The organism is Sinorhizobium chiapasense (assembly GCF_045277575.1).
Taxonomy (GTDB): domain Bacteria; phylum Pseudomonadota; class Alphaproteobacteria; order Rhizobiales; family Rhizobiaceae; genus Ensifer; species Ensifer chiapasense_A.
In genome coordinates this window covers 975,780-995,294 of record NZ_CP144206.1, presented here as the reverse complement: position 1 = coordinate 995,294, position 19,515 = coordinate 975,780, and the positions used below count along the sequence as shown (strand labels likewise).

General features: G+C 59.5%; 18 protein-coding genes and 5 pseudogenes. 14 read left to right on the top strand and 9 right to left on the bottom strand.

Features of this window, described 5'->3' with window-relative positions; genetic code table 11:
• Nucleotides 1-204: 204 nt before the first annotated feature.
• Nucleotides 205-933, top strand: coding sequence for a hypothetical protein (locus tag QM996_RS23485; protein WP_334198426.1), 729 nt, complete (start codon nucleotides 205-207; stop codon nucleotides 931-933).
• A 65-nt stretch (nucleotides 934-998) separates the two neighbouring features.
• A complete protein-coding gene (locus QM996_RS23480; protein ID WP_334198425.1) occupies nucleotides 999-1,763 on the top strand; it encodes an EAL domain-containing protein in 765 nt (254 codons plus the stop codon).
• A 246-nt stretch (nucleotides 1,764-2,009) separates the two neighbouring features.
• On the opposite strand, the pseudogene QM996_RS23475 reads toward QM996_RS23480, so the two are convergent.
• From QM996_RS23475 to QM996_RS23450, 6 genes and pseudogenes are all read right to left on the bottom strand, one after another.
• A pseudogene (locus tag QM996_RS23475) lies at nucleotides 2,010-2,170 on the bottom strand (transposase domain-containing protein); the annotation flags it as partial.
• Nucleotides 2,158-2,433, bottom strand: a pseudogene (locus QM996_RS23470) (hypothetical protein); the annotation flags it as partial. The pseudogenes QM996_RS23475 and QM996_RS23470, both read right to left, overlap by 13 nt.
• 398 nt (nucleotides 2,434-2,831) lie before the next feature.
• Nucleotides 2,832-2,993, bottom strand: a complete 162-nt coding sequence (locus tag QM996_RS23465; protein WP_334198424.1) for a hypothetical protein — start codon at nucleotides 2,991-2,993, stop codon at nucleotides 2,832-2,834.
• An 87-nt stretch (nucleotides 2,994-3,080) separates the two neighbouring features.
• The gene (locus QM996_RS23460; protein WP_334198423.1) at nucleotides 3,081-4,328 is read right to left on the bottom strand and encodes a type II toxin-antitoxin system HipA family toxin; all 1,248 of its coding nucleotides are present in this window, start codon (nucleotides 4,326-4,328) and stop codon (nucleotides 3,081-3,083) included.
• Nucleotides 4,321-4,656 (bottom strand): helix-turn-helix domain-containing protein, encoded by a 336-nt coding sequence (locus QM996_RS23455; RefSeq protein ID WP_334198422.1) that lies wholly within the window; start codon nucleotides 4,654-4,656, stop codon nucleotides 4,321-4,323. The genes QM996_RS23460 and QM996_RS23455 overlap by 8 nt, the downstream gene beginning before the upstream one ends.
• A 442-nt stretch (nucleotides 4,657-5,098) precedes the next feature.
• Entirely contained in the window at nucleotides 5,099-5,236 is a 138-nt protein-coding gene (locus QM996_RS23450; protein WP_334198421.1) for a hypothetical protein, read from the bottom strand.
• Nucleotides 5,237-5,475: 239 nt separating this feature from the next.
• On the opposite strand from QM996_RS23450, the gene QM996_RS23445 reads away from it, so the two are divergent.
• On the top strand, nucleotides 5,476-6,849 hold the full coding sequence (locus QM996_RS23445) for an ISNCY family transposase (protein ID WP_334198420.1): 1,374 nt from the start codon (nucleotides 5,476-5,478) through the stop codon (nucleotides 6,847-6,849).
• Nucleotides 6,850-6,868: 19 nt separating this feature from the next.
• Here the strand turns inward: QM996_RS23445 and QM996_RS23440 are convergent, their stop codons facing one another.
• On the bottom strand, nucleotides 6,869-7,606 hold the full coding sequence (locus tag QM996_RS23440; RefSeq protein ID WP_334198419.1) for a hypothetical protein: 738 nt from the start codon (nucleotides 7,604-7,606) through the stop codon (nucleotides 6,869-6,871).
• 347 nt (nucleotides 7,607-7,953) lie between these two features.
• Here QM996_RS23440 and QM996_RS23435 point away from each other — a divergent pair, with 347 nt between their 5' ends.
• Together QM996_RS23435 and QM996_RS23430 are read left to right on the top strand one after the other, a co-directional pair.
• A complete protein-coding gene (locus QM996_RS23435) occupies nucleotides 7,954-8,955 on the top strand; it encodes an IS30 family transposase (protein WP_334198418.1) in 1,002 nt (333 codons plus the stop codon).
• A gap of 183 nt (nucleotides 8,956-9,138) precedes the next feature.
• Nucleotides 9,139-9,990 (top strand): annotated as a pseudogene (locus QM996_RS23430) (ISNCY family transposase); the annotation flags it as partial.
• Nucleotides 9,991-10,031: 41 nt separating this feature from the next.
• Here QM996_RS23430 and QM996_RS23425 read toward each other — a convergent pair.
• Nucleotides 10,032-11,126 (bottom strand): IS1595 family transposase, encoded by a 1,095-nt coding sequence (locus QM996_RS23425; RefSeq protein ID WP_334198417.1) that lies wholly within the window; start codon nucleotides 11,124-11,126, stop codon nucleotides 10,032-10,034.
• Between the two features lie 362 nt (nucleotides 11,127-11,488).
• On the opposite strand from QM996_RS23425, the gene QM996_RS23420 reads away from it, so the two are divergent.
• Nucleotides 11,489-11,650, top strand: coding sequence for a Thivi_2564 family membrane protein (locus QM996_RS23420; RefSeq protein ID WP_334198416.1), 162 nt, complete (start codon nucleotides 11,489-11,491; stop codon nucleotides 11,648-11,650).
• A gap of 180 nt (nucleotides 11,651-11,830) precedes the next feature.
• On the opposite strand, the pseudogene QM996_RS23415 reads toward QM996_RS23420, so the two are convergent.
• Nucleotides 11,831-12,091: pseudogene (locus QM996_RS23415) on the bottom strand (hypothetical protein); the annotation flags it as partial.
• 484 nt (nucleotides 12,092-12,575) lie between these two features.
• On the opposite strand from QM996_RS23415, the pseudogene QM996_RS23410 reads away from it, so the two are divergent.
• The 8 genes and pseudogenes from QM996_RS23410 to QM996_RS23375 all read left to right on the top strand — a co-directional run bounded on the left by QM996_RS23410 (nucleotide 12,576) and on the right by QM996_RS23375 (nucleotide 19,381).
• Nucleotides 12,576-12,885, top strand: a pseudogene (locus QM996_RS23410) (co-chaperone GroES).
• Between the two features lie 48 nt (nucleotides 12,886-12,933).
• On the top strand, nucleotides 12,934-14,568 hold the full coding sequence (gene groL / locus QM996_RS23405; RefSeq protein WP_334198415.1) for a chaperonin GroEL: 1,635 nt from the start codon (nucleotides 12,934-12,936) through the stop codon (nucleotides 14,566-14,568).
• Nucleotides 14,569-15,000: 432 nt separating this feature from the next.
• Nucleotides 15,001-15,351 (top strand): hypothetical protein, encoded by a 351-nt coding sequence (locus QM996_RS23400; RefSeq protein ID WP_334198414.1) that lies wholly within the window; start codon nucleotides 15,001-15,003, stop codon nucleotides 15,349-15,351.
• Between the two features lie 36 nt (nucleotides 15,352-15,387).
• A complete protein-coding gene (locus tag QM996_RS23395; RefSeq protein ID WP_334198413.1) occupies nucleotides 15,388-15,630 on the top strand; it encodes a hypothetical protein in 243 nt (80 codons plus the stop codon).
• 268 nt (nucleotides 15,631-15,898) lie between these two features.
• Nucleotides 15,899-16,174, top strand: a complete 276-nt coding sequence (locus QM996_RS23390) for a DUF1488 family protein (RefSeq protein ID WP_334198412.1) — start codon at nucleotides 15,899-15,901, stop codon at nucleotides 16,172-16,174.
• A gap of 11 nt (nucleotides 16,175-16,185) precedes the next feature.
• Nucleotides 16,186-16,998, top strand: coding sequence for a transglutaminase-like domain-containing protein (locus QM996_RS23385; RefSeq protein WP_334198411.1), 813 nt, complete (start codon nucleotides 16,186-16,188; stop codon nucleotides 16,996-16,998).
• Between the two features lie 51 nt (nucleotides 16,999-17,049).
• Nucleotides 17,050-18,363, top strand: coding sequence for a Na+/H+ antiporter NhaA (gene nhaA, locus QM996_RS23380; protein ID WP_334198410.1), 1,314 nt, complete (start codon nucleotides 17,050-17,052; stop codon nucleotides 18,361-18,363).
• Between the two features lie 442 nt (nucleotides 18,364-18,805).
• Complete coding sequence (locus tag QM996_RS23375; protein WP_334198409.1) at nucleotides 18,806-19,381, top strand: DUF1003 domain-containing protein; 576 nt, start codon at nucleotides 18,806-18,808, stop codon at nucleotides 19,379-19,381.
• The last annotated feature ends 134 nt before the right edge of the window (nucleotides 19,382-19,515 follow it).

The window sequence follows — 19,515 nt, the reverse complement described above, 5'->3', positions numbered from 1 at the left end:
GGACGCGGTCAATGGCGTGGCAATCTCAGCAATTTTGTTCGGACCTTTGATGTCCCCAGGCTCAGACCTAAGTCCCGGGCGCGGAGGCAATGGTCGGGGGTCGGTGGCGCCGTTTCCGCGGCGCGGATATCGTCCTTTCATCAATGATCGTTCGCTCGCATCCGCGAGAGGACAGCAATAGCAAGTCGGAATAAGGAGTTTCACATGGCTACGACGACGAAACTGGTCGCACGAGGCATCATGGCATTGACGCTGGCAATCGCCCCCGTGGCTGGCGGCAGCTTGGCGCTGAGCGGGGTCGCCTATGCCAAGGGCGGTAACGGCGGCGATCATGGAGGCGGCCACGGCGGCGATCGTGGCGGTAATTCCGGCCACGGTAAATCCGACGATGCGAAGAGCACCAAGGAGACGAAGGAGACGAAGGGAAGCAAGTCCGGCGAGAAGTCGCACCGGAAGTCGAACGTTTCGAAGAGCAAAGAAAATGCGTCTAAACCGGTGAAGGCCGAAAAGGTCGTCAAACCAGCGCCGGTGGTGATTGAGCCTGTTGTTGAGCCTGTCGTTGAGCCGGTGGTTGAACCTGTGACGCCGGGAGCAACACCGGGTTTCGCTTCGCTCAACCGCAACTATCACGCTTACCTCAATTCGAACGATCCGAAGATGGCCGGAATCTCGGCCTACGCGAAGGCCTATGCCGAGTTTGAGGCCGAAAATGGCGTGGATGCCGTCCCCGCGGATCCGGCCTTGAGCGACGAAGCGTTGCGCGATGCGCTCGCCGGCTTCACCAAGGACGGTGTCGTGACCGACGACATGGTCGATGAGGCCAAGGAGATCCTCGGTGTTGGCCCTGCGGTCGGAAAGATCGACGAAATCCGCGAAACTCTGCCGCCAGCGACAGTGGATGAGACGGATCCGGACGCGGAAATTGCCCAGTAAAACAAAGACAGGCAGCCGGCTCCGGCGACTGTTGTCGGGTCGGTTGCCAACCAGGCGGAGTTCGAATGTTTGATCGTGTTGCCGAGGCCTTCGACGAGGCAGTAAGAAACAGACGCGTTGGCTTTTCACTTCAACACATCAACTCAGCCGCCGATGTCGGCAGTGTCCTTTATTCAGAATGCCTGGGAAGGCTCGTCAAACCCGACGGCGAAATCATGGCAGCGAGCGAGTTCGTCGGCTATCTGGAGGCGGCTGGCCGCATCGCGGCACTCGACAGACATATGCTCGCCCTGGCTTTTGACTGGCTTGCATGCCAGCCGCACGGTGTCCTCGGCTGCAACATTTCGGTCGAGAGCATTTCCGACGAACGCAACAGAACGCTTCTCTACGATCTGCTGTCTACAAACACGCGGTTTGCACCGCGGCTTGTCCTCGAATTGACGGAAAGCCTGCCCATGTCGGGAATTCCGGCGGCTGGCCGGTTCCTCCAAAATCTGCAGGCGCTCGGCTACAGGATTGCCGTCGATGACTTCGGCACAGGGTTCTCGACGCCTGAGGCGCTCCTGTCGCTGCCGGTCGACATCGTGAAGATCGACGGATTTTTCCTGCGTCTGAATCGTAGTGACGCGGAGCGTTTTCTCTCGCACATGGTCGGTCTTGCATCCTGCGTCGCGCCGATCGTGGTCATCGAAGGCGTTGAAACCTATGCGCAGTTCGGAGCCGCGCAGGCCGCAGGGGCAACGCATGTTCAAGGGTTTCTGCTCTCCGAGCCTACCCTCACTCCGCTATTTGGCGGAGAATTCCACGCTCGCGCGACGATGGAGTGCTGAGGAGGTAGCCTGCGGCGGGAAGTCCGGTGCTCTTCTATGATCGAACGGCATCAAGGACTGCCTGTATCAGTCGGCCATCAGGTAGGCTCCTTCGGCCCTCAGACATCTCCTTCGCTAAAATAGTCCATCACTTTCCAGATCCACGAATCTATGTGCACAAGCCCTTATCTGACCGCCACCGCAGCAATGAAGCGAAGTGGACTGACTATGCCGACGATCAACGCGTAAACGGCAAGCCCAGGCCGTTCAGCGGGCGTAGTTCCACGGCATGAGCGCGTCGATTTCTGAGCTCGGCCAGCCGTTGGCAATGCGCTCAAGGGTCTGGGTGAGCGAAGCAAGCGGATTGATATTGTCATCTTCGCTGCCTGCAGCAGCGTCGCGATGGTTGCCCAGGTAGGACCAATTCCACACGTTCAGACTCTCTTATGATGCGGTCGCCGTCGAACAGTCGTGCAATCCGATTGGCAGTCTCAAATGCTTGTTCGGCTATTTCGGTGATTCCATCGAGAGAGAACTCGAGCCAAGTTTTCCCAGGTGCCGTATTCGCGAACTTCCTGCAGCAGCCGGTAACAATCGGCCTGGGGGGCACGAACATTGCGTTCCCTGCCCGAGTTCCTCCGATCCAGTTCTGGGACATGCGGAACTCACCAAGGCTGGGGAGCGCCGCGCGCATGGCGCGAGAAGAGTGGATCCCAGAGCATCTGGTCGCTTGGGGCTGGGGGCGCTCTGGGATCCCAAGCGCCATCGGTGCCGTTGGCGCGACCAAGGAATGTCAGGGCAAATCGGATTCGGCAATGCAACTACGACCTTTGCCTGAGCGTGTCGGACCTAAGTCTTAGGTTGTACTGCGTCCCGAGTGAAGAACGGCGGCAGCAGGTAGGATGATTGTGGAGCACAGTCAGTCACGATGGGGGCAGGGAGGATACCGCTGTTTCACGCTGCTTCACGCTGTTGAACCTATGCGGATTGGGGCATGTAGGGAAATTTCGCTTATTTAGCGGGCTTTTGGGTAGGTAGTATGGAGTACAAACTGCGGGTCATAGCGCTGGCTCGTAGTCACCCCACTTGTCAGCTTACTGCCAGTCCACTCAACATGCCGAGCGTGCGCTTCTGCTGGATGACGGCGCTAGGACTGGTCAACTGACGCGAAGCTGCGGTCTGTCTTAGGATGCCGATAGCCGCGTCCGCACCCCTGCGGCTCTGCATCGAAGGCGGACCGGATTCCAGCATTCTCGATGTCCGCAACGTCGAGGTTGACGGTTGGGCCGGTGAAGGGACCGGCCGATGGTGGGTCGAGGCTGTGAAGGAAGGTTCTCGTCATAGGGCCAGTGCACGCTTCAGGTCGTCATGCTCGAAGGCGCTTGCCATGCGGTTGATCTCGGCGCTGCGTGCACCGACCAGCTTCGCAGTGTCACGCCAGTTTGCGGTGACAGTGGCGACTTCCTTGATGATCGAGCGGGCCTGCGGCAGCGTCAGCGCGAAGAATTCAGACGCGGCTTCGAGTAGGTCGAGCGAACAGGTGCCTTCATCGAGATCGATGTTAGTGGTCAGAATCCGTGCCTTGAGATCGGTCGGAACGGGATTGAGATCGTAGGCAGGGGAGAGCGACCATCCCGCCTTTCCCAGCCACAGAAAGCCGTGGTTGCGCAGATGATCGTCGACATTGGAGATGAGCACGTTGAAGACGACGCGCCGGTAGAGCGCGTGGGCGTCCGTCTTTCCCTGTGCGCCATGTTGCGCAAGGGCGTCGACGATTTCGGGGTAGCTGCCGCGGTCGCCGTCCTTGGCGCCCATCATGGCCATTGCGGAAAGAAAGGGGATGCGGATTGCGCCATCACGATCGAAGCGTCGCGACAGCATGACCGCTTTGCCGCCTACCTCGAGGAGTTCGTGTTGTGGGGTGGCGATGCCTGCTTGACCGGCCAGCCGCAGCGCGATCTCCTCCCAGGTTTCGATACTGTAGTCGTCGGTCTCCTTCGGAAACTTGGCGATGGAGAGATGGCCATGCTGGTCGATGACCGACGCCTTCGGCCGCGCACCGCCGAGGGAGGAGCCAGGCGCGAAGATGAGTTGAAGGTCTTCCTCCGTTTCCTCGTCCCGCAGGATCCGTTCGGTGATCTGAAGCAGACGGCCAAGCTCGATCAGGGCAGGGACGCCGGTACGGATCGGTGCTTGGAAGACCTCGTCGCCGACCCAGCGGAAGCGGAGCGCGCCAAGCCTGGTCTCGTCGGCCACGCCGAGCAGGTAGTCGCTTTCCGCAAGGGTACGAACGGCACGGCCTTCGCGTTCGGCGAGGCGGCGCTCAGCGCGCTGCATGAGGCGGCGGCCCCAAGTATCCGGCGCCGAGTCGCCGATGGAGCCGAAAATCGCCAATCCGGCAGGGGGAGCGAAGGCACCACGCGTCAGTGCAAGTGCTGGCTCCAGCGAGAAGCGGTCCGGGTCCGCAAGCCATGCTCCATCGTACTCGAACAGGATGGTCTCCGCGCCTCGGCCGCGGTTTCTCCTCGCCAGTCCTATCGGGCGCGTACGGCCGTGCAGATCGATATGCACCTCAAAGTCAGCCATCGCGGGACGATCCGCTCGGCCGCTTGAGGTGGATGTGCTTGGGCAAATCTGCGCTGGCCAGCGCCTGCCCGACGCTGTCGTTGCTGATATCGGCAACTCGGCTTAGGCCGTCGAGCAGGCCGAGCGCCTGCAGGACGCCAGCATAAATGCCGATGCTGACGTTGGTGTCGCCGGCTTCAACTCTTTGCAATGTCGAACGAGACGTAAAGGCGCGCTCAGCTACGACTGCCATTGGCAGCCGTCGGCGTCGACGGGCATCGTGGATGTCCGCCCCAAGCTTGCGCAGCGCGCGCCGTACCGCCGCAGGAGGACTATGGGGAGTGGGCATTTGGCACCTTCGCACTACAGATTTAGCGAATATGTAGCACGAAGATTACAAATTTTCTAGACTCTCAAGGGTGTTGCCCTAACAGGGCGCGAAGACTTGATTTTACCGCCGCCGCTTAGCGTCGGCGACCGTCTGCTTAAGCCGCAACTCGCCATCGCCGATATTTTGGCAATCGGCCCGCCTGCCGGCACCAAGTCCGCGGCGCTGAACACGATCGTCGAGAAATTCGGGCGCACAACCGGCTACACCAGGGGCTACGTAGACAGCGTCAGCGGACCTCAAGGTACCCTACGACATCGGGACGATTCTGTTCCACGATCAGATCGCGATTAAATCGATCGATGCCCTTCCGTTCAGCGAGCAGGGCGATTCCGGGGCACTCATCCTTGAGCAGACAACAGGCACGGCAATTGGACTGCTATTCGCGGGAACTTCAACCATTTCATTCGCCAACCACATCGCCGACGTGCTCGACTCGTTCGGCGTGGAGATTGACAGAGAACTCCAGCGACGGCTTCAGCACATCGCTCCAGATCGTGGCTCCGAAACGCGGAGCGCCGAAAGAACCGCCGATGACCATTCCGGGGAATCGTCAATTGACTGGTAATGGGGAGCAGCAGCCGAAACCGCACTGTATCAAAGAATTCACGGCGGCTCGAACAGCGGTTTAAGCGCAAAAAGCAACACGAGCCAAACCGCCTAGATGTTCCATAATGTATGTTATGTGATCTTTGTATGTAGCCGCAAAGTTAAAGTGTCCTGTTTCTGCAAAGTAAGAATGTCACTCTGCCCGCGTTTTGATGACGTGGGAGATTGCGGATGGGATTGATTGCGATGAGTGAGCGTGATCTGCAACGGATCGAGGTTTTGTCGAAAGTGACCGCCGGCCGGATGACACTGGTCTCGGCGGCGCGTGTTCTGGGCTTAAGCGAGCGCCAGGTGCGCCGGCTACTGGAGCGGATCAGCACTGGCGGTGCGGCGGCGATCCGGCACAAGGCGATCGGCCGGCCGTCAAACAACCGGATCGGCGATGGGGTTCGCGATTATGCTGTGGCTCTCATTCGAGAGCGCTATGCCGATTTCGGTCCAACCTTGGCGGCCGAGAAGCTTGCCGAGCGTGATGGGCTAACGGTGTCGCGCGAGACGTTGCGCCAATGGATGACGCAGGCCGGCATCTGGCTGCCGCGCAAGCAGCGACGGACGTTCCATCAGCCACGATTGCGGCGCGAGGCCTATGGCGAACTGGTGCAGATCGATGGATCCGAGCATCGCTGGTTCGAAGATCGCGGTGATCCCTGTTCGTTGCTGGTGTTCATCGATGATGCGACCGGCAAGCTGATGCAGTTGCGGTTCGTACGATCGGAAAGTGCGTTCAGCTATTTCGAGGCGCTCGAGCTCTATCTGAAGGCGCATGGGGCTCCCGTCGCCTTTTATTCCGACAAGCATTCGGTGTTCCGGGTGGCGAAGAAGGATGCCAAGGGCGGTCAGGGCATGACCCAGTTCGGGCGTGCACTTTGCGAGTTAAATATCGAGATTCTTTGCGCAAACTCGAGCCAGGCCAAAGGCCGCGTTGAGCGGATGAACCGGACGCTACAGGACCGGTTGATCAAGGATCTGCGCCTGGAGGGCATCTGCGGCATGGACGACGGCAACGCTTTCCTGCCTCGGTTCATGGAGCGCTATAACCGCCAGTTTGCCATTACCCCTGCCCGACCCGAGGACCTGCACCGGCCGATGAACCTGGCGCCGGATCGGCTGGTCGAGATCCTGTGCAAACGCGAGCAGCGTTATGTCGGATCGCAGCTGACGTTTTCGTTTGAGCGCCAGCGGATCATGCTGGAGGAGACCGAGGTGACGCGCGGATTGGCTGGTCGCTATGTCGAGACCTATGCCTATGCGGATGGTCGCTTGGATGTGCGCTGGAAAGGCCATTCCCTGCCCTACAGAATATTCGACAAGGACCAGCGGGTGACGCATGCGGCAATCACCGAGAACAAGCGGCTTGGTGATGTCCTGGCCTATATCAAGGAGCGTCAGGATCAGCGACCAACGCCGAAGGTGAAGACCAACAGCGAGAAGGTCGGCTACACGCCGCGCGGACGCAAGCCGGGCAAGCGGACGGATATCAAGAATGATCCGGCGGTGATTGCGCGGCGACTACAAGCGCTGTCGAGGCAGCAGGCCGCGGAGTAAGGAGCGCTTCCAGATCCGGTCAATGCACGCCGATGTCGCTTTGCGTATCGGATTCCAGCTGCAGGCAAGCCGGCCAAAGCGGGGTCTTGTGGAAGGCTCCGTTCTGGAGGAGCGTGAGCCCCTCTCGTGCCTCATAGAGCAAGCCGAGCCAGCACAAGCGTCGAAAGACGCCATATTGGAGATCGGATTTCAACGTCCAGGCTTCTATGGTCATTTCGGTGTCCGACAGAGGCGCCAGGTCTGGATAGAGGATCTTCACAACGTCTATTGGCGTGCACCCTTCCCTGGCCTTGATATTGAGAAGATTGAGCAACATGCGCCACCAGCGTAACCGCGCTCGGACCTCCTCTTCCCGCTCGGTGGTATGGACATAGGAATAGAGATAATCCGTGGCGATCAGATCGAAGAAGGCTTGCGGTTTTGCCAAAAACTCCCGGCCGCGTCTGGTTGGCAGCAGCACATCTTTTTTCCGGCGAAGAAGCTTCAGGTGACGGGTCATGTCGCGCACGACCCAAAGCGGCGGCACGTCGCCCTCATTGAGCACCTTGTTCATGCTGTAGAGGTCTTCGGCTGTGAAGCCTGGCCAGAGGAAGTGCACAGCGGCCCAATGCACGAACTTGCGGTTCATGGCGCCGGTCGCCGTCAATCCTATCCCGCCCTCACCGCCAGCATAGGCAACCGAAAGAAGCATGCCGCGAAGCAGGGGTGACAGCGCGGCGACATCGACGTCACCTTGCAGCTTGATTTCCGGAAGCATCGTGCGGCTGTGATCCCTACTTCGCCCTATGCAGGTGCAAGCGAGTATCAACCGGCGACGGAACAATTGCTACTGAGAAAGCTAAAGCCGAATAGTGCCCTTCACCCGCCCCCTCCCTTCCCTTGCAACCCGGCCCAGCCGGTCCGGTCGGGGGCTTGCCGCAGCGCAAGTGGAGATGTCGGGTGTGGCATTTCTAAAGGGCTAAAGACGTATCGAAAGTGACATTTTAACTTTGCTCAGCGGCGGACATTTCAACCTGGCCGCCACATTGTATTGTAGCCGGGTACATTCTATTTCCAAGTGCGACATGCCAATGATTTCAATGGCTTCCCCTTGGAGATTTTGGAATGTCACGACGCTATTCGCAGCTGAATCTGGCCGATCGACGCCGCCTCTTCCACTTTGTCGAACGCAAACTGCCGATCAAAGAAATGGCGCGCCAACTCGGTCGTCATCGATCGACGATCTATCGTGAGATCAGACGCAACACCTTCCACGATCGCGAGCTGCCCGATTATAACGGCTACTTCCCAACGGTTGCTGACGACATCCGCAAAGAGCGGCGGCAGCGTTTGAGGAAGCTTGTGCGGCACCCGCAATTGCGCGAACTGGTGATCGAGCAGCTGAAGGCGCTTTGGTCCCCGGAACAGATCGCCGGTCGTCTGCTCGCCGATGGCGTGAGCGCCGTGCGTGTCTGCACCGAGACGATCTATCGCTTTATCTACGGCAAGGAAGATCAGGCGCTGGAGCTCTATCAGCATCTGCCGGAAGGCCGCCGCAAACGCCGCCCCCGCGGCTCGAGGAAACCCCGCGACGGCGGCTTTCCTGCTGCCTGCAGGATATCGCAACGTCCTGATTTCATTGGTGATCGTTCGCAATTCGGCCATTGGGAGGGCGACTTGCTGATCTTCCAACGTGACTTGGGCAACGCCAACGTCACGTCCTTGGTTGAGCGCAAGAGCCGCTACACCGTGATGATAAAAAACCAGAGCCGGCACTCACGACCGATCATGGACAAGATCATCGAAACGTTCTCTCCCTTGCCAGCCTTTGCGCGGCAGAGCTTCACCTTTGATCGCGGCACGGAGTTCGCCGCTTTTAGGGCTTTGGAAGATGGCGTTGGCGCGCGCAGCTGGTTCTGCGACCCCAGTGCGCCGTGGCAGAAAGGTGCGGTGGAAAACGCCAACAAGCGCATCCGCCGCTTCATGCCCGGCGATACCGATCTATCCGCTGTCAGCCAGCAACAGCTCGTCGCTCTCGTCCATCATCTGAACGCGCTGCCACGCAAGTGCCTGGGTTACCGCACGCCCGCCGAGGTCTTCATGGCGCATTTGCGCGACTGCGCGTGATGCCCTACCCTTCACACGGCAATGTTGCACTTGGATTAGATTCCCCATGGCTATTTAGTAATGCGACAGTTGGGCCAGTTAGAGATGCGACAGTCTCGCCTCTCGACGCACTGGTCAAAGCCAACGTTGGGAGCAAGGATGACGACCTTCAGCCTGTCGAGACCATGAGCGGTCGGAGTCGTCATGTCCTGTTTGATCACCATGTCGCAGAAAGAGTTGCATCGCCTCGAAGTCATCCAGAAGATCCGTGACGAGCGCCTGAGCGTTGTCCAGGCTGCCGAACTGCTCAACCTCAGTCGAAGTCAGATCCACAGACTGCTGCAGGCTTATGATCAAGATGGTCCGGCCGGTCTTGTTTCGAAGAAGCGATCCCGGCCGAGCAATCGGCGCCACAGCGAGGATTTCCGCAATGCGGCGCTGGATCTGATCCGCGAACGCTATCTGGATTTCGGTCCGACGCTGGCGCGCGAGAAGCTGATCGAGCTGCACCGGATTTCAGTTGCCAAGGAAACGCTGCGGCAATGGATGACCGAGGCTGGCATCTGGATCTCGCGTCGGGAACGCAAGAAACGGGTTTTCCAGCCACGTGGCCGGCGCGACTGCTTTGGCGAACTGGTGCAGATCGATGGGTCGCATCACTGGTGGTTCGAGAACCGCGGCCCCAAATGCGCCCTGCTCGTCTATATTGATGACGCCACCGGCAAGCTTTTACATCTTCGCTTTGCTGGATCGGAGAATACATTCGATTATCTGCACGCGACGAAGGCCTATCTGCAGCAATGGGGCAAGCCGCTGGCCTTCTACAGCGACAAGCACGGCGTTTTCCGCTCGCTCCATGCGTCGAAGAAAGACCGGACAAGCGGCCTGACGCAGTTCGGACGGGCGCTCTATGAACTCAATATCGACATCATCTGTGCCAACACCCCGCAGGCCAAGGGTCGAGTGGAGCGTGCCAACCAGACATTGCAGGATCGGCTGGTCAAGGAGATGCGACTTCGCGGCATCGATACGATCGAAGCTGCTAATGTCTATGCGAGCGCAGCGCGTTGAAAGTCCGCTAAACAACGCGGCACTTATCAACCAAAGACAGCGACTGCTGATTTGACGATGATGCCACCATCCCGACTTCTGCGCAGTTGACGGCCGGTCGCGGCGCGAAAGATTCGCAGCAATTGCAGCGCCGGCGGCACTCGCGACCACAGGGTTTTCATCCGTTCCCTGCCGTTTCGGGTTTTCCGAACAGCCTGGCCCGTCACAATGCGCTGTGACCAGCGGAAGCCGATCTCGTGGAAATACAGATCAGCGTGCTGCGGGCTGATATGATGAAAGACACCGGCAATGGTGCGGCGGACGCGGGCATTGAAACCTTCGACCGAATTGACATGAACGGCGTCACGAACGTATTCGCGGCTGGAATGCTTCACAGTGTCATGCCTGGCATAGTTCTCGCCAAGGGCCATGAACGCTGTCGCCTCATCGCTCATCAAATAGGCGTCGGGGTCAATCTGCGCTTCGGCGGCACGCGCCGCTGCACGGAGCGAAAGACCCGTCACCACCGCAGCACGCGCGTCACCGGCCGGAGTGCCGGGTGTTACGTCATCTGGTCGCTGCACGATCACCATGACAGGCGTCTTCTGGGTATTCGGCAGACCTTTTCGGCCTCGTCCAGGCGGCGGATCTTCCGGATTTATTCTTGCGCGCCCACCGAGATAAAAATGGTCGACCTCCACCGTGCCATCGAGCATGTGCTCGCGCGCCGCCATGAGACGCAGCGCGTGTCCCATCCGCCAGGCCGTCGGCTGGCTCACCCCCAGAGCCTCGGCCAGGCGCACCGAGGACAAACCTTTATCCGACTGCAGCATGAGCCACATGCCCTTCAGCCAGACACTCAGAGGAAGCTTTGTGGAGTGCAGCGGCGTGTGTGTCGTCACCGTGAACTGGAACCGACAATCGCCGCTGGAGCATTGATAGAGACCCGGACGCGCACGCCGCTTGCCCATATCGCGCCCGGCGATTGCGATCGAGCGCTTGTAACCACAGGCAGGGCAAACTCTCCCGGCCGGCCAAACCATGCTTTCCAGCAATCGCCGACACTGCTCCTCATCGCGAAAGGCCACGACCATATCTTCCGCGGTCCGAATGTTGGTAAGCGCTGCAAGCATCTCCGACATTCTCATCTCCTTCGGATCATGCCCGAAGAATCGCATCGTAGCCCTTGAACATCAAGCTTCTTGCTGTCTTTGGTTGATAAAGGCCAACAACGCTAAGGGGGAACGAAGCCCTAACCCCGTCACGTTGCCCGCCGCTTCATCGACAGGATCAGCGGCTTTCTGCCAGTCACGTTTGCGGGTCGACCCAAAGAGAGTCGCCAAGTCCACACGGTACGGTAAACGGCGGCCGGGATGCCTATCCCGCGCAGGTGGGACCGGCGCTAGCGTTCTGTGTCGCGCCCTCGCCGCCCTTCCCTTTATAGAACTCAGCCATATTTACACCTTCACTGCCGGAATGCGGTTCCTTTCAAGGGGCGTGGGGCATGTCCATCACAATCAGCATCCTGATCACGGTCCTTGTCATCGCCTTGGTGCTGTACCTCGTGCAAAAACTTCCGATTGATTCGACGATGAAGCAGATGGCTCAGATCGTCGTTGTAATCGTCGGTATCGTCTCGTTGCTCAGATCACTAAACGTATTTTGAGTAAGGCTTGCCACTACTCGATCCAGCCGACGCCGCCGGCCGGGAGTGCTCTCAGCCCGCTTTTCCCGCCCTTCCGGTGCGGATTGGACGAAGTCGTCAACATACCTGCGCGCCAGGCGGACTTGAAATTCGCAAAAGGCTCGTTGTCGAACTGCTGACCGGCTCGCTTGACCCTCGCTGGAGCAGTTCATTCCGGTCCTTGGTCGCTATTCCGGTCCTTGGTCGCTTTTGCCCGCCGCCTCCATCCGCGTCATCGCCACTCCTGCCTTGAGTTTCCCTGCGCAGCGGTTTTTCGACTGCGCCGCCTTGATTATCCCATTCTTCAAGTGAATCCCTCATCCGCGCCGCGGAAGCAGGATCCGGGATGTCTACGTCGAAACCCGCCCCGGATGCTTCGATGATGATGGCATCCATTAGGTCTGTATCTGAAATGCCGCGATCGTCGGCTGGAACTCGACCTACATGGCCGCCGCCGTTGCGCTTCTCCGATCGGCCGGCGAAACCGCCCCGGACGACCTGCCGGTCCATACTTCGCCGGTCGGGGGGAGCATATTGCCTCTTGCCTTAACCACACCAATAAAGATCCAGCACTGCCTAATATGCTCTCAGCTTTCGGTGGAGCCTTTTCCTGCTTCGGCTTTCCGACCTCCACGCCTCGATTGGGTTCCCATCAAGGCGTGATCAAGGTTTTCCCACGACGTCACATTAACAAATTCTTAGATTAAGAAAATAACAATGTATTGAGTGACGTATAATCTCTGTATATTTATTGGAACTCACGGCGGAACTGCTAATAATTGTTGGCTTATATTTCCCAGCATTTTTCCTTGTATAAATAATATTTCTTCGCACTCCTATCAATTCAGTGCCAAAGGTGCTATGTAAGGATTGCAGTCGCCCCATGCGTCGGACAGAAAGTATCTCGATGAAATTGCGCCCACTCCATGACCGCGTCGTCATCCGGCGCGCGGAAGGCGATCTCAAATCCAAGGGCGGGATCATCATTTCCGACATTGCCAAGGAAAAGTCGCGGGGAGGCGAAGTGATCGCCGTTGGTCCAGGCACGCGTGATGAAGGCAGTAAGCTGATTCCGCTCGACCTTAAGGCCGGTGATACGATCCTGTTCGGCAATGGTCCGGCCCCGAGTGAAGATCGACGGCGAGGAACTGATCGTGAACGAGGCCGACCTCATGGGCATCGTCGAAAAGACCGTTGCGACCAAGAAAGCTGCCTGACGGTCGATTTCCGACCCCGCAATCTCAAGACCGAACTGGACGAACATAATGTCTGCCAAGGAAATCAAATTCTCCACTGATGCGCGCGATCGCATGCTGCGCGGTGTGGAGCTGCTCAACAACGCCGTCAAGGTGACGCTGGGTCCCAAGGGCCGCAATGTCGTCATCGACAAAGCCTATGGCGCGCCGCGCATCACCAAGGACGGCGTCGCCGTTGCCAAGGAAATCGAGCTGGCCGACAAGTTCGAGAACATGGGCGCGCAGATGGTGCGCGAGGTGGCCTCTAGGACCAACGACCTCGCCGGTGATGGCACCACGACGGCGACTGTGCTCGCTGCCTCCCTCCTGCGCGAAGGCGCCAAGCTCGTCGCCGCCGGCATGAACCCGATGGATCTCAAGCGTGGCATCGACCTTGGTGTCGCTGCTGTCGTCAAGGAAATCCAGGCGCGCGCCAAGAAGGTCGAGTCCGCGGGCGAGATTGCCCAAGTCGGCACCATCGCCGCCAATGGCGACGCGACGGTCGGCGAGATGATCGCCAAGGCGATGGACAAGGTCGGCAATGAAGGCGCCATCACTGTCGAGGAAGCCAAGACGGCCGAGACCGAACTCGACGTTGTCGAGGGCATGCAATTCGACCGCGGCTATCTCTCGCCCTATTTCGTCACCAATGCCGAGAAGATGCGCGTGGAGCTGGAAGACCCCTACATCCTCATCCACGACAAGAAGCTTGGCAATTTGCAAGCGATGCTGCCGATACTCGAGGCGGTCGTGCAGAGCGGCAAACCGTTGCTGATCCTCTCCGAGGACGTCGAGGGCGAGGTTCTGGCGACGCTGGTCGTAAACAAGTTGCGCGGTGGCCTGAAGGTCGCTGCCGTCAAGGCGCCGGGCTTCGGCGACCGCCGCAGGGCCATACTGGAAGACATTGCCGTCCTCACGGCCGGCCAGATGATCTCCGAGGATCTCGGCATCAAGCTCGAGAACGTCACGCTCGACATGCTCGGCCGCTCCAAGCGCGTGCTGATCGAGAAGGACACCACCACGATCATCGACGGCTCCGGCGATAAAGCGACCATCCAGGCGCGCATCCAGCAGATCAAGGCACAGATCGAGGAGACGAGCTCCGACTATGACAAGGAAAAACTGCAGGAACGGCTGGCGAAACTCGCCGGCGGCGTCGCGGTAATCCGCGTCGGCGGCGCGACCGAAACCGAGGTCAAAGAAAAGAAGGATCGCATCGACGATGCGCTGAACGCCACGCGCGCCGCGGCTGAGGAAGGCATTGTTCCTGGCGGTGGTGTTGCCCTGTTGCGCGCCAGGTCGGTCCTGGTCGGACTGACCGGAGCGAATGCGGACGTCACGGCCGGCATCTCGATCGTGCTCAGGGCGCTTGAAACCCCGATCCGGCAGATCGCCGAGAACGCCGGTGTCGAAGGCTCGATCGTCGTGGGAAAACTCACCGACAGCAGCGATTACAACCAGGGCTTTGACGCGCAGACGGAGACCTATGTCGATATGATCAAAGCCGGCATCGTCGACCCGGCGAAAGTCGTGCGCACCGCTTTGCAGGACGCCGGCTCAATCGCGGCACTTCTGATCACTGCCGAAGCGATGATCGCCGACATTCCCTCAAAAGAATCTGCACGGCCGGCCGGTAACGGCGGCATGGGCGGGATGGGATACTGAGAACTGTGCCCGAACGGCGTTGGTGCACGGATAACCTTGTTTGAAAGGGATTTGAGGCCCACATATAAGAAACGCGTTGATTTGGCTGCACTAGCCAATTTGGCTTCGCGGCGTCAGAGGACCCGCCATTCACCACGAACTTTGATGCAGCCGATAGGACGCGCAGTGTCGCTTCGTTCGAACCTGGCACGGACACTCGAGCGCGGATCACGGATCGTTTCGGTTGGGCAGAGGATGCGAGGCCGCCTCGTGTGCTTCTGCGCGGAGCGCCGTCATGAACCAGTCGCACTACGCAGACGCCTCCCATGTGTCGGGCAACGTCTCGGTGCCTTCATCCATATGCCCGCGGCGCATCCAAGGTCGACGCAATACATGATGCCGACCAATCCGGCTGATCTCAAAGCCGCACTCCAAAAAGGATTACAAGCAATTATGACCACTACAAACATTCTGCAACGCAATGGCCGTCCGGTCCGCCGCGACGCCGTCCCACATCTCTTTACCGTCGGTCAGGCTGTTCGGCTGAAGCGCGGGTATCGTGGATCGGCTTTGCCGGCGGACATCTATCACATCACGGGCACGCTCCCGCCGAGCGGCGGCTCGCCGCAATACCGCATTCGAAACGAAAACGCACGTCATGAGCGGGTGACGACGCAGGACGGGCTCGAACCGGTGCGCATGTCGTCCGCCGATGAAGGCGCCACTCTCATCGAAAGGACGTTTGGCAACCAGATCAAGCCGGCTGCGAACGGCAGCGCCTCGCTCGACAAGGGCAAGAACTGACAGTTACGACCCTTCTGTCCAACGGAGAGGATGGCGATGAAGATCGCGAGTGCCTTCTACCGTATTCGGGATGCGGACGACGCGCATGCGATCGTCGGCCGCGAACCCGCGGAAGCTGCCGATCTCGACGAGGCGATAGAGATTGCGCTGGAGCTTTTGAGGACGCTCGACATGCCGTGGCGTCCGGACGCCATGACCATCACCGACGCTGATGGGAGCACGATCCATCCAAGCAGGCTCGACATCATCGAAAATCTTGATGAAAGGCCACCACCATGAACGCCCACTGCAATGAAATTGAAGCCCGGCGACATGCACTTGCGATCAGCATCTGGGAAAATGAAGGTGCGACGTCAGCCCCCGAGCCAATGGATCATCAACACGGCCGCCACATTGAAACGGATCGCCCCTGGCGGATCTACCACGTGTCCATAGGTGCACCGGCGCGTGTCGACGATAACCTTCGCTTTATAGAGCGGCGGATAAAGCGGATCAGCTTATCGGCGCCAGCACGGCCCGTGTCGCGCGAAACGGAGGCTCGCTGAGGATGACGCTGTTATTTCCGAATGCGAGCCGCAGCTTCGATGAAAAGCGAAACGCCATCCGTTTCATCGGCCATGACGGTATGTTCGAGGTGCGGTTCTTCGTCGAGGCCGGGGCGCTGATGAGAGCGGATGCCGAATTGGACAGGTCGGAAATCTCGGAATCGAAGCTCCTTTCCGCTTTCGACGCGTTGCGTCCGTCCATCTACGACGTCGCACGCAAGGCCTATTCCAGTGGCCGCCACGATTCCTACACACTGACCGCCGCCGATTTCCGCTAGGATGGATCCAGATGCTGATCCGCTACGGCTATGAGATCACGTTGAACTGCCAGCAACCGACCGCGTTGGTATGCCTGTTGTCGGTCCACGAGGATCGCGCGGCCGATATCCGCGTTCCTGAAACGACATTCACCGCGCCCGACGTGCCGACATCGACCTATCGCGATCTCTTCGGCAACCGATGCCGGCGGCTTGTCGCACCGGCGGGTGACCTGACGATATGGGGCGATGCCACGATCGAGGACGACGGCAAGCCGGACAACGTGCTGCCAGCCGCCCAGGAACTCCCAGTGCCGGAGTTGCCGGACGATTGCCTCGCCTACCTCATGGGCAGCCGCTATTGCGAAACCGACCGTCTCAGCCAGAGCGCTTGGGACATGTTCGGCGCGGTCACGCCCGGTTGGGGGCGTGTGCAGGCGATCTGCGATTTCGTCCACGACCATATCCGCTTCGACTACATGCAGGCCCGGTCGACGCGGACGGCCTTTGAGGTCTTTCACGAGCGCGTCGGTGTCTGCCGCGACTTCGCACATCTTGCCATCACGCTGTGCCGCTGCCTCAACATTCCCGCACGCTATATCAACGGTCATCTCGGCGACATCGGCGTGCCGGTCGTCGACCCGATGGATTTCAGTGCCTGGATGGAGGTCTTCCTGGATGATGGATGGCACACGTTCGATCCGCGCAACAATACGCCGCGTGTCGGCAGGATCGTGGTTGCACGCGGGCGTGACGCGGCCGATGTCCCCCTCATCAACTCGTTCGGGCCGCACGTCCTGAAGTCGTTCCGGGTGTGGACCTATGAGGTGCCGGCCTTGCAATAGCCGCTGGGAACATTTGCCAGTCGCGATCAAAACGCAGGAGCGATTCACGGCATGAACGACAGCCTCTCACGGCTTCCCAGGGAACCCGCAGATCGGCTCACCAAGCCGTTCATGCGATTTCTCCGCATCGAGGCTACTGCGGGCATTGTCATGTTGCTCAGCACACTCTTGGCGCTGGGCCTCGCAAACATAGCGTGGTCGTCGTCGTTTCTCGCCTTGTGGGAGATGCCTGCGGGCGTCAGAGTTGGCGACATTGAGATCTCCCGTTCGCTGAAGCACTGGATCAACGACGGTCTGATGACGCTCTTTTTCTTCGTCATCGCCCTTGAGCTGAAGCGCGAGCTGGTGCTGGGGGAGTTACGCAACCCGCGTATCGCCGCTTTACCTGTCGCCGCTGCTTTCGGCGGGATGGCGGTGCCGGCCGGTCTGTTCTCGCTGCTTGTCGGCGGCGGGCCGGGTGCGAGCGGCTGGACCACCGTGATGTCCACCGATACGGCCTTCGTCATCGGGTGCCTTGCCGTGCTCGGTTCGCGGATACCAGGGAGCTTACGGCTGTTCCTGCTCTCTCTTGCGATCTTCGACGATGTCGGCGCCATCCTGGTCGTGGCGATCGGCTATGGCGAATCCTTGAATTGGGTCGCACTCGGAGCCGCCGGCCTCGGACTAGCCATCGTAGCAGGTATCGCGCGTCTGGGCATCCGCAGCATTCCCGTCTATTTCGCGATCGGTGGCGGCATCTGGCTGGCATTCGACGCATCGGGCGTCCACGCGACGCTCACCGGCGTTGTTCTTGGATTAATGACGCCGGCGCGGAGCTGGGTAAGCGACACCCGCCTCCATGCGATACTCGACCGCGTGAGCGCCCATCCGCGCGGCGATCATGGGAGCCGCGACACGGCGGCACGCAGCGACCTCCGTCGGGCAGGCGTCGCGACCCGCGAGGCACTGTCGCCGATCGAGCGCCTCGAGATTGCTCTCCATCCCTGGGTCGCCTTCGTGATCATGCCAATTTTCGCCCTCTCTAACGCCGGCGTCCCAATAGCGGATGCAAACTTCGACGTTCCCCTCACGACCGCAATTGTCGCCGCCTTCGTGGTCGGCAAACCCGTTGGCATTGTGCTCTTCAGTTTCCTCGCCGTGACACTGCGCCTCGGGACTCGTCCAGACGAGCTCCCGTGGAGCCTGTTGGCAGCCGGAAGCCTGCTGACCGGGATCGGCTTCACCATGGCTCTGTTCATTGCCGAGCTTGCTTTCGAGCCAGAGCTTCTGAACTCCGTCAAGCTCGGCGTTCTCGGCGCTTCCGTCATCTCGGCAGCCCTCGGTCTCCTGGCGTTGACCTGGCTGACGTCTCCTGGCAGACGGTAGTCCAGCTCGCTCCGTCGGCGGGTTCACAGCAAAAGCGGGCCCCTTGCCGATCTTCGTTCCGACCGGCAGCACGGTCGCTACGATCAGGACCAGCACGCCGCAGCAGGATGCCGATCCGCGTTCTATAGTCTGGATCGGCGATTGACTGCCCTCAACTCGCGATAGACGCCGGCGACATAGTGGCCGCCCATCTTGGCGATGTTCAAACCGCGATCGCGGGCGCATTGGCGCAGCTCATTCGGGTAAACCCGACGGAGTCCGGATTTACCGTGCTGGTCTGAGCTTGCGCGGATCATTGTCAACCTGACGGAAAAGGTTTGCCGGAGTGAAGGTTCAAGCTTTGGAGTGACCGTTCTGCATGCGACTGTTGCTCCTTGCAGAACCGGCGATTGGGTGAAGGCTGCAATTGGCGAGCGCCTAAGGCGACGGGATGGAGGAAGATATGTCCAGGGAAACGGAAGAGAACATCAACGAACGGCAAGAGATTGCCGATAGTGCGAGCCGCTATTTGGGAAGGCCGGTCGAGTTGCTCACCGATCGGGAACGCGCGGTTTTTCGACGCCATCTCGACCGGCGCGCGATAACGCGGGACTCGAATCGCTCTTTTGACGAGAAGCTGACGTACGGGCAACGTTTGGCGGACAAAGTGGCCGAGTTCGGCGGCTCGTGGACCTTCATCATGACCTTCGCGCTAGTACTCGCGCTGTGGGTCGGAGCGAATGTACTTGCAACAGCCCGCGCCTTCGATCCTTATCCCTTCATCTTTCTCAATCTCATTCTATCGATGCTGGCCGCCGTTCAGGCACCCGTGATCATGATGAGCCAGAATAGGCACTCGGTCAAAGACAGGGTCGATGCGGCACACGACTATGAGGTCAATCTGAAGGCGGAAATTGAGATCATGGCGCTGCATGACAAGCTGGATCAGATGCGTGACATTGAACTAAAATCCCTTATTGAAAAGCAGCAGCAACAAATCGACCTGGTGGCAGGCCTTCTCATCGATCGGAACAAATAGGTTCGTTGGCACATGGCACTCGGATAGTCTCCGGGCGATCCGGTTTAAGACATTCGCTGACTAGCAGCCTGGCAACGAACTAACCCACAAGCGCTTCACGGCCCGTCACTTTGTCCATGCTGATGGCGAAAAAA

Bases quoted from the DNA above. Each gene is read 5' to 3' on its own strand.
- QM996_RS23485 (WP_334198426.1), top strand. From the start codon at position 205: ATGGCTACGACGACGAAACTGGTCGCACGAGGCATCATGGCATTGACG.
- QM996_RS23480 (WP_334198425.1), top strand. From the start codon at position 999: ATGTTTGATCGTGTTGCCGAGGCCTTCGACGAGGCAGTAAGAAACAGA.
- QM996_RS23465 (WP_334198424.1), bottom strand. From the start codon at position 2,993: ATGCTGGAATCCGGTCCGCCTTCGATGCAGAGCCGCAGGGGTGCGGAC.
- QM996_RS23460 (WP_334198423.1), bottom strand. From the start codon at position 4,328: ATGGCTGACTTTGAGGTGCATATCGATCTGCACGGCCGTACGCGCCCG.
- QM996_RS23455 (WP_334198422.1), bottom strand. From the start codon at position 4,656: ATGCCCACTCCCCATAGTCCTCCTGCGGCGGTACGGCGCGCGCTGCGC.
- QM996_RS23450 (WP_334198421.1), bottom strand. From the start codon at position 5,236: ATGGTCATCGGCGGTTCTTTCGGCGCTCCGCGTTTCGGAGCCACGATC.
- QM996_RS23445 (WP_334198420.1), top strand. From the start codon at position 5,476: ATGGGATTGATTGCGATGAGTGAGCGTGATCTGCAACGGATCGAGGTT.
- QM996_RS23440 (WP_334198419.1), bottom strand. From the start codon at position 7,606: ATGCTTCCGGAAATCAAGCTGCAAGGTGACGTCGATGTCGCCGCGCTG.
- QM996_RS23435 (WP_334198418.1), top strand. From the start codon at position 7,954: ATGTCACGACGCTATTCGCAGCTGAATCTGGCCGATCGACGCCGCCTC.
- QM996_RS23425 (WP_334198417.1), bottom strand. From the start codon at position 11,126: ATGTCGGAGATGCTTGCAGCGCTTACCAACATTCGGACCGCGGAAGAT.
- QM996_RS23420 (WP_334198416.1), top strand. From the start codon at position 11,489: ATGTCCATCACAATCAGCATCCTGATCACGGTCCTTGTCATCGCCTTG.
- groL (WP_334198415.1), top strand. From the start codon at position 12,934: ATGTCTGCCAAGGAAATCAAATTCTCCACTGATGCGCGCGATCGCATG.
- QM996_RS23400 (WP_334198414.1), top strand. From the start codon at position 15,001: ATGACCACTACAAACATTCTGCAACGCAATGGCCGTCCGGTCCGCCGC.
- QM996_RS23395 (WP_334198413.1), top strand. From the start codon at position 15,388: ATGAAGATCGCGAGTGCCTTCTACCGTATTCGGGATGCGGACGACGCG.
- QM996_RS23390 (WP_334198412.1), top strand. From the start codon at position 15,899: ATGACGCTGTTATTTCCGAATGCGAGCCGCAGCTTCGATGAAAAGCGA.
- QM996_RS23385 (WP_334198411.1), top strand. From the start codon at position 16,186: ATGCTGATCCGCTACGGCTATGAGATCACGTTGAACTGCCAGCAACCG.
- nhaA (WP_334198410.1), top strand. From the start codon at position 17,050: ATGAACGACAGCCTCTCACGGCTTCCCAGGGAACCCGCAGATCGGCTC.
- QM996_RS23375 (WP_334198409.1), top strand. From the start codon at position 18,806: ATGTCCAGGGAAACGGAAGAGAACATCAACGAACGGCAAGAGATTGCC.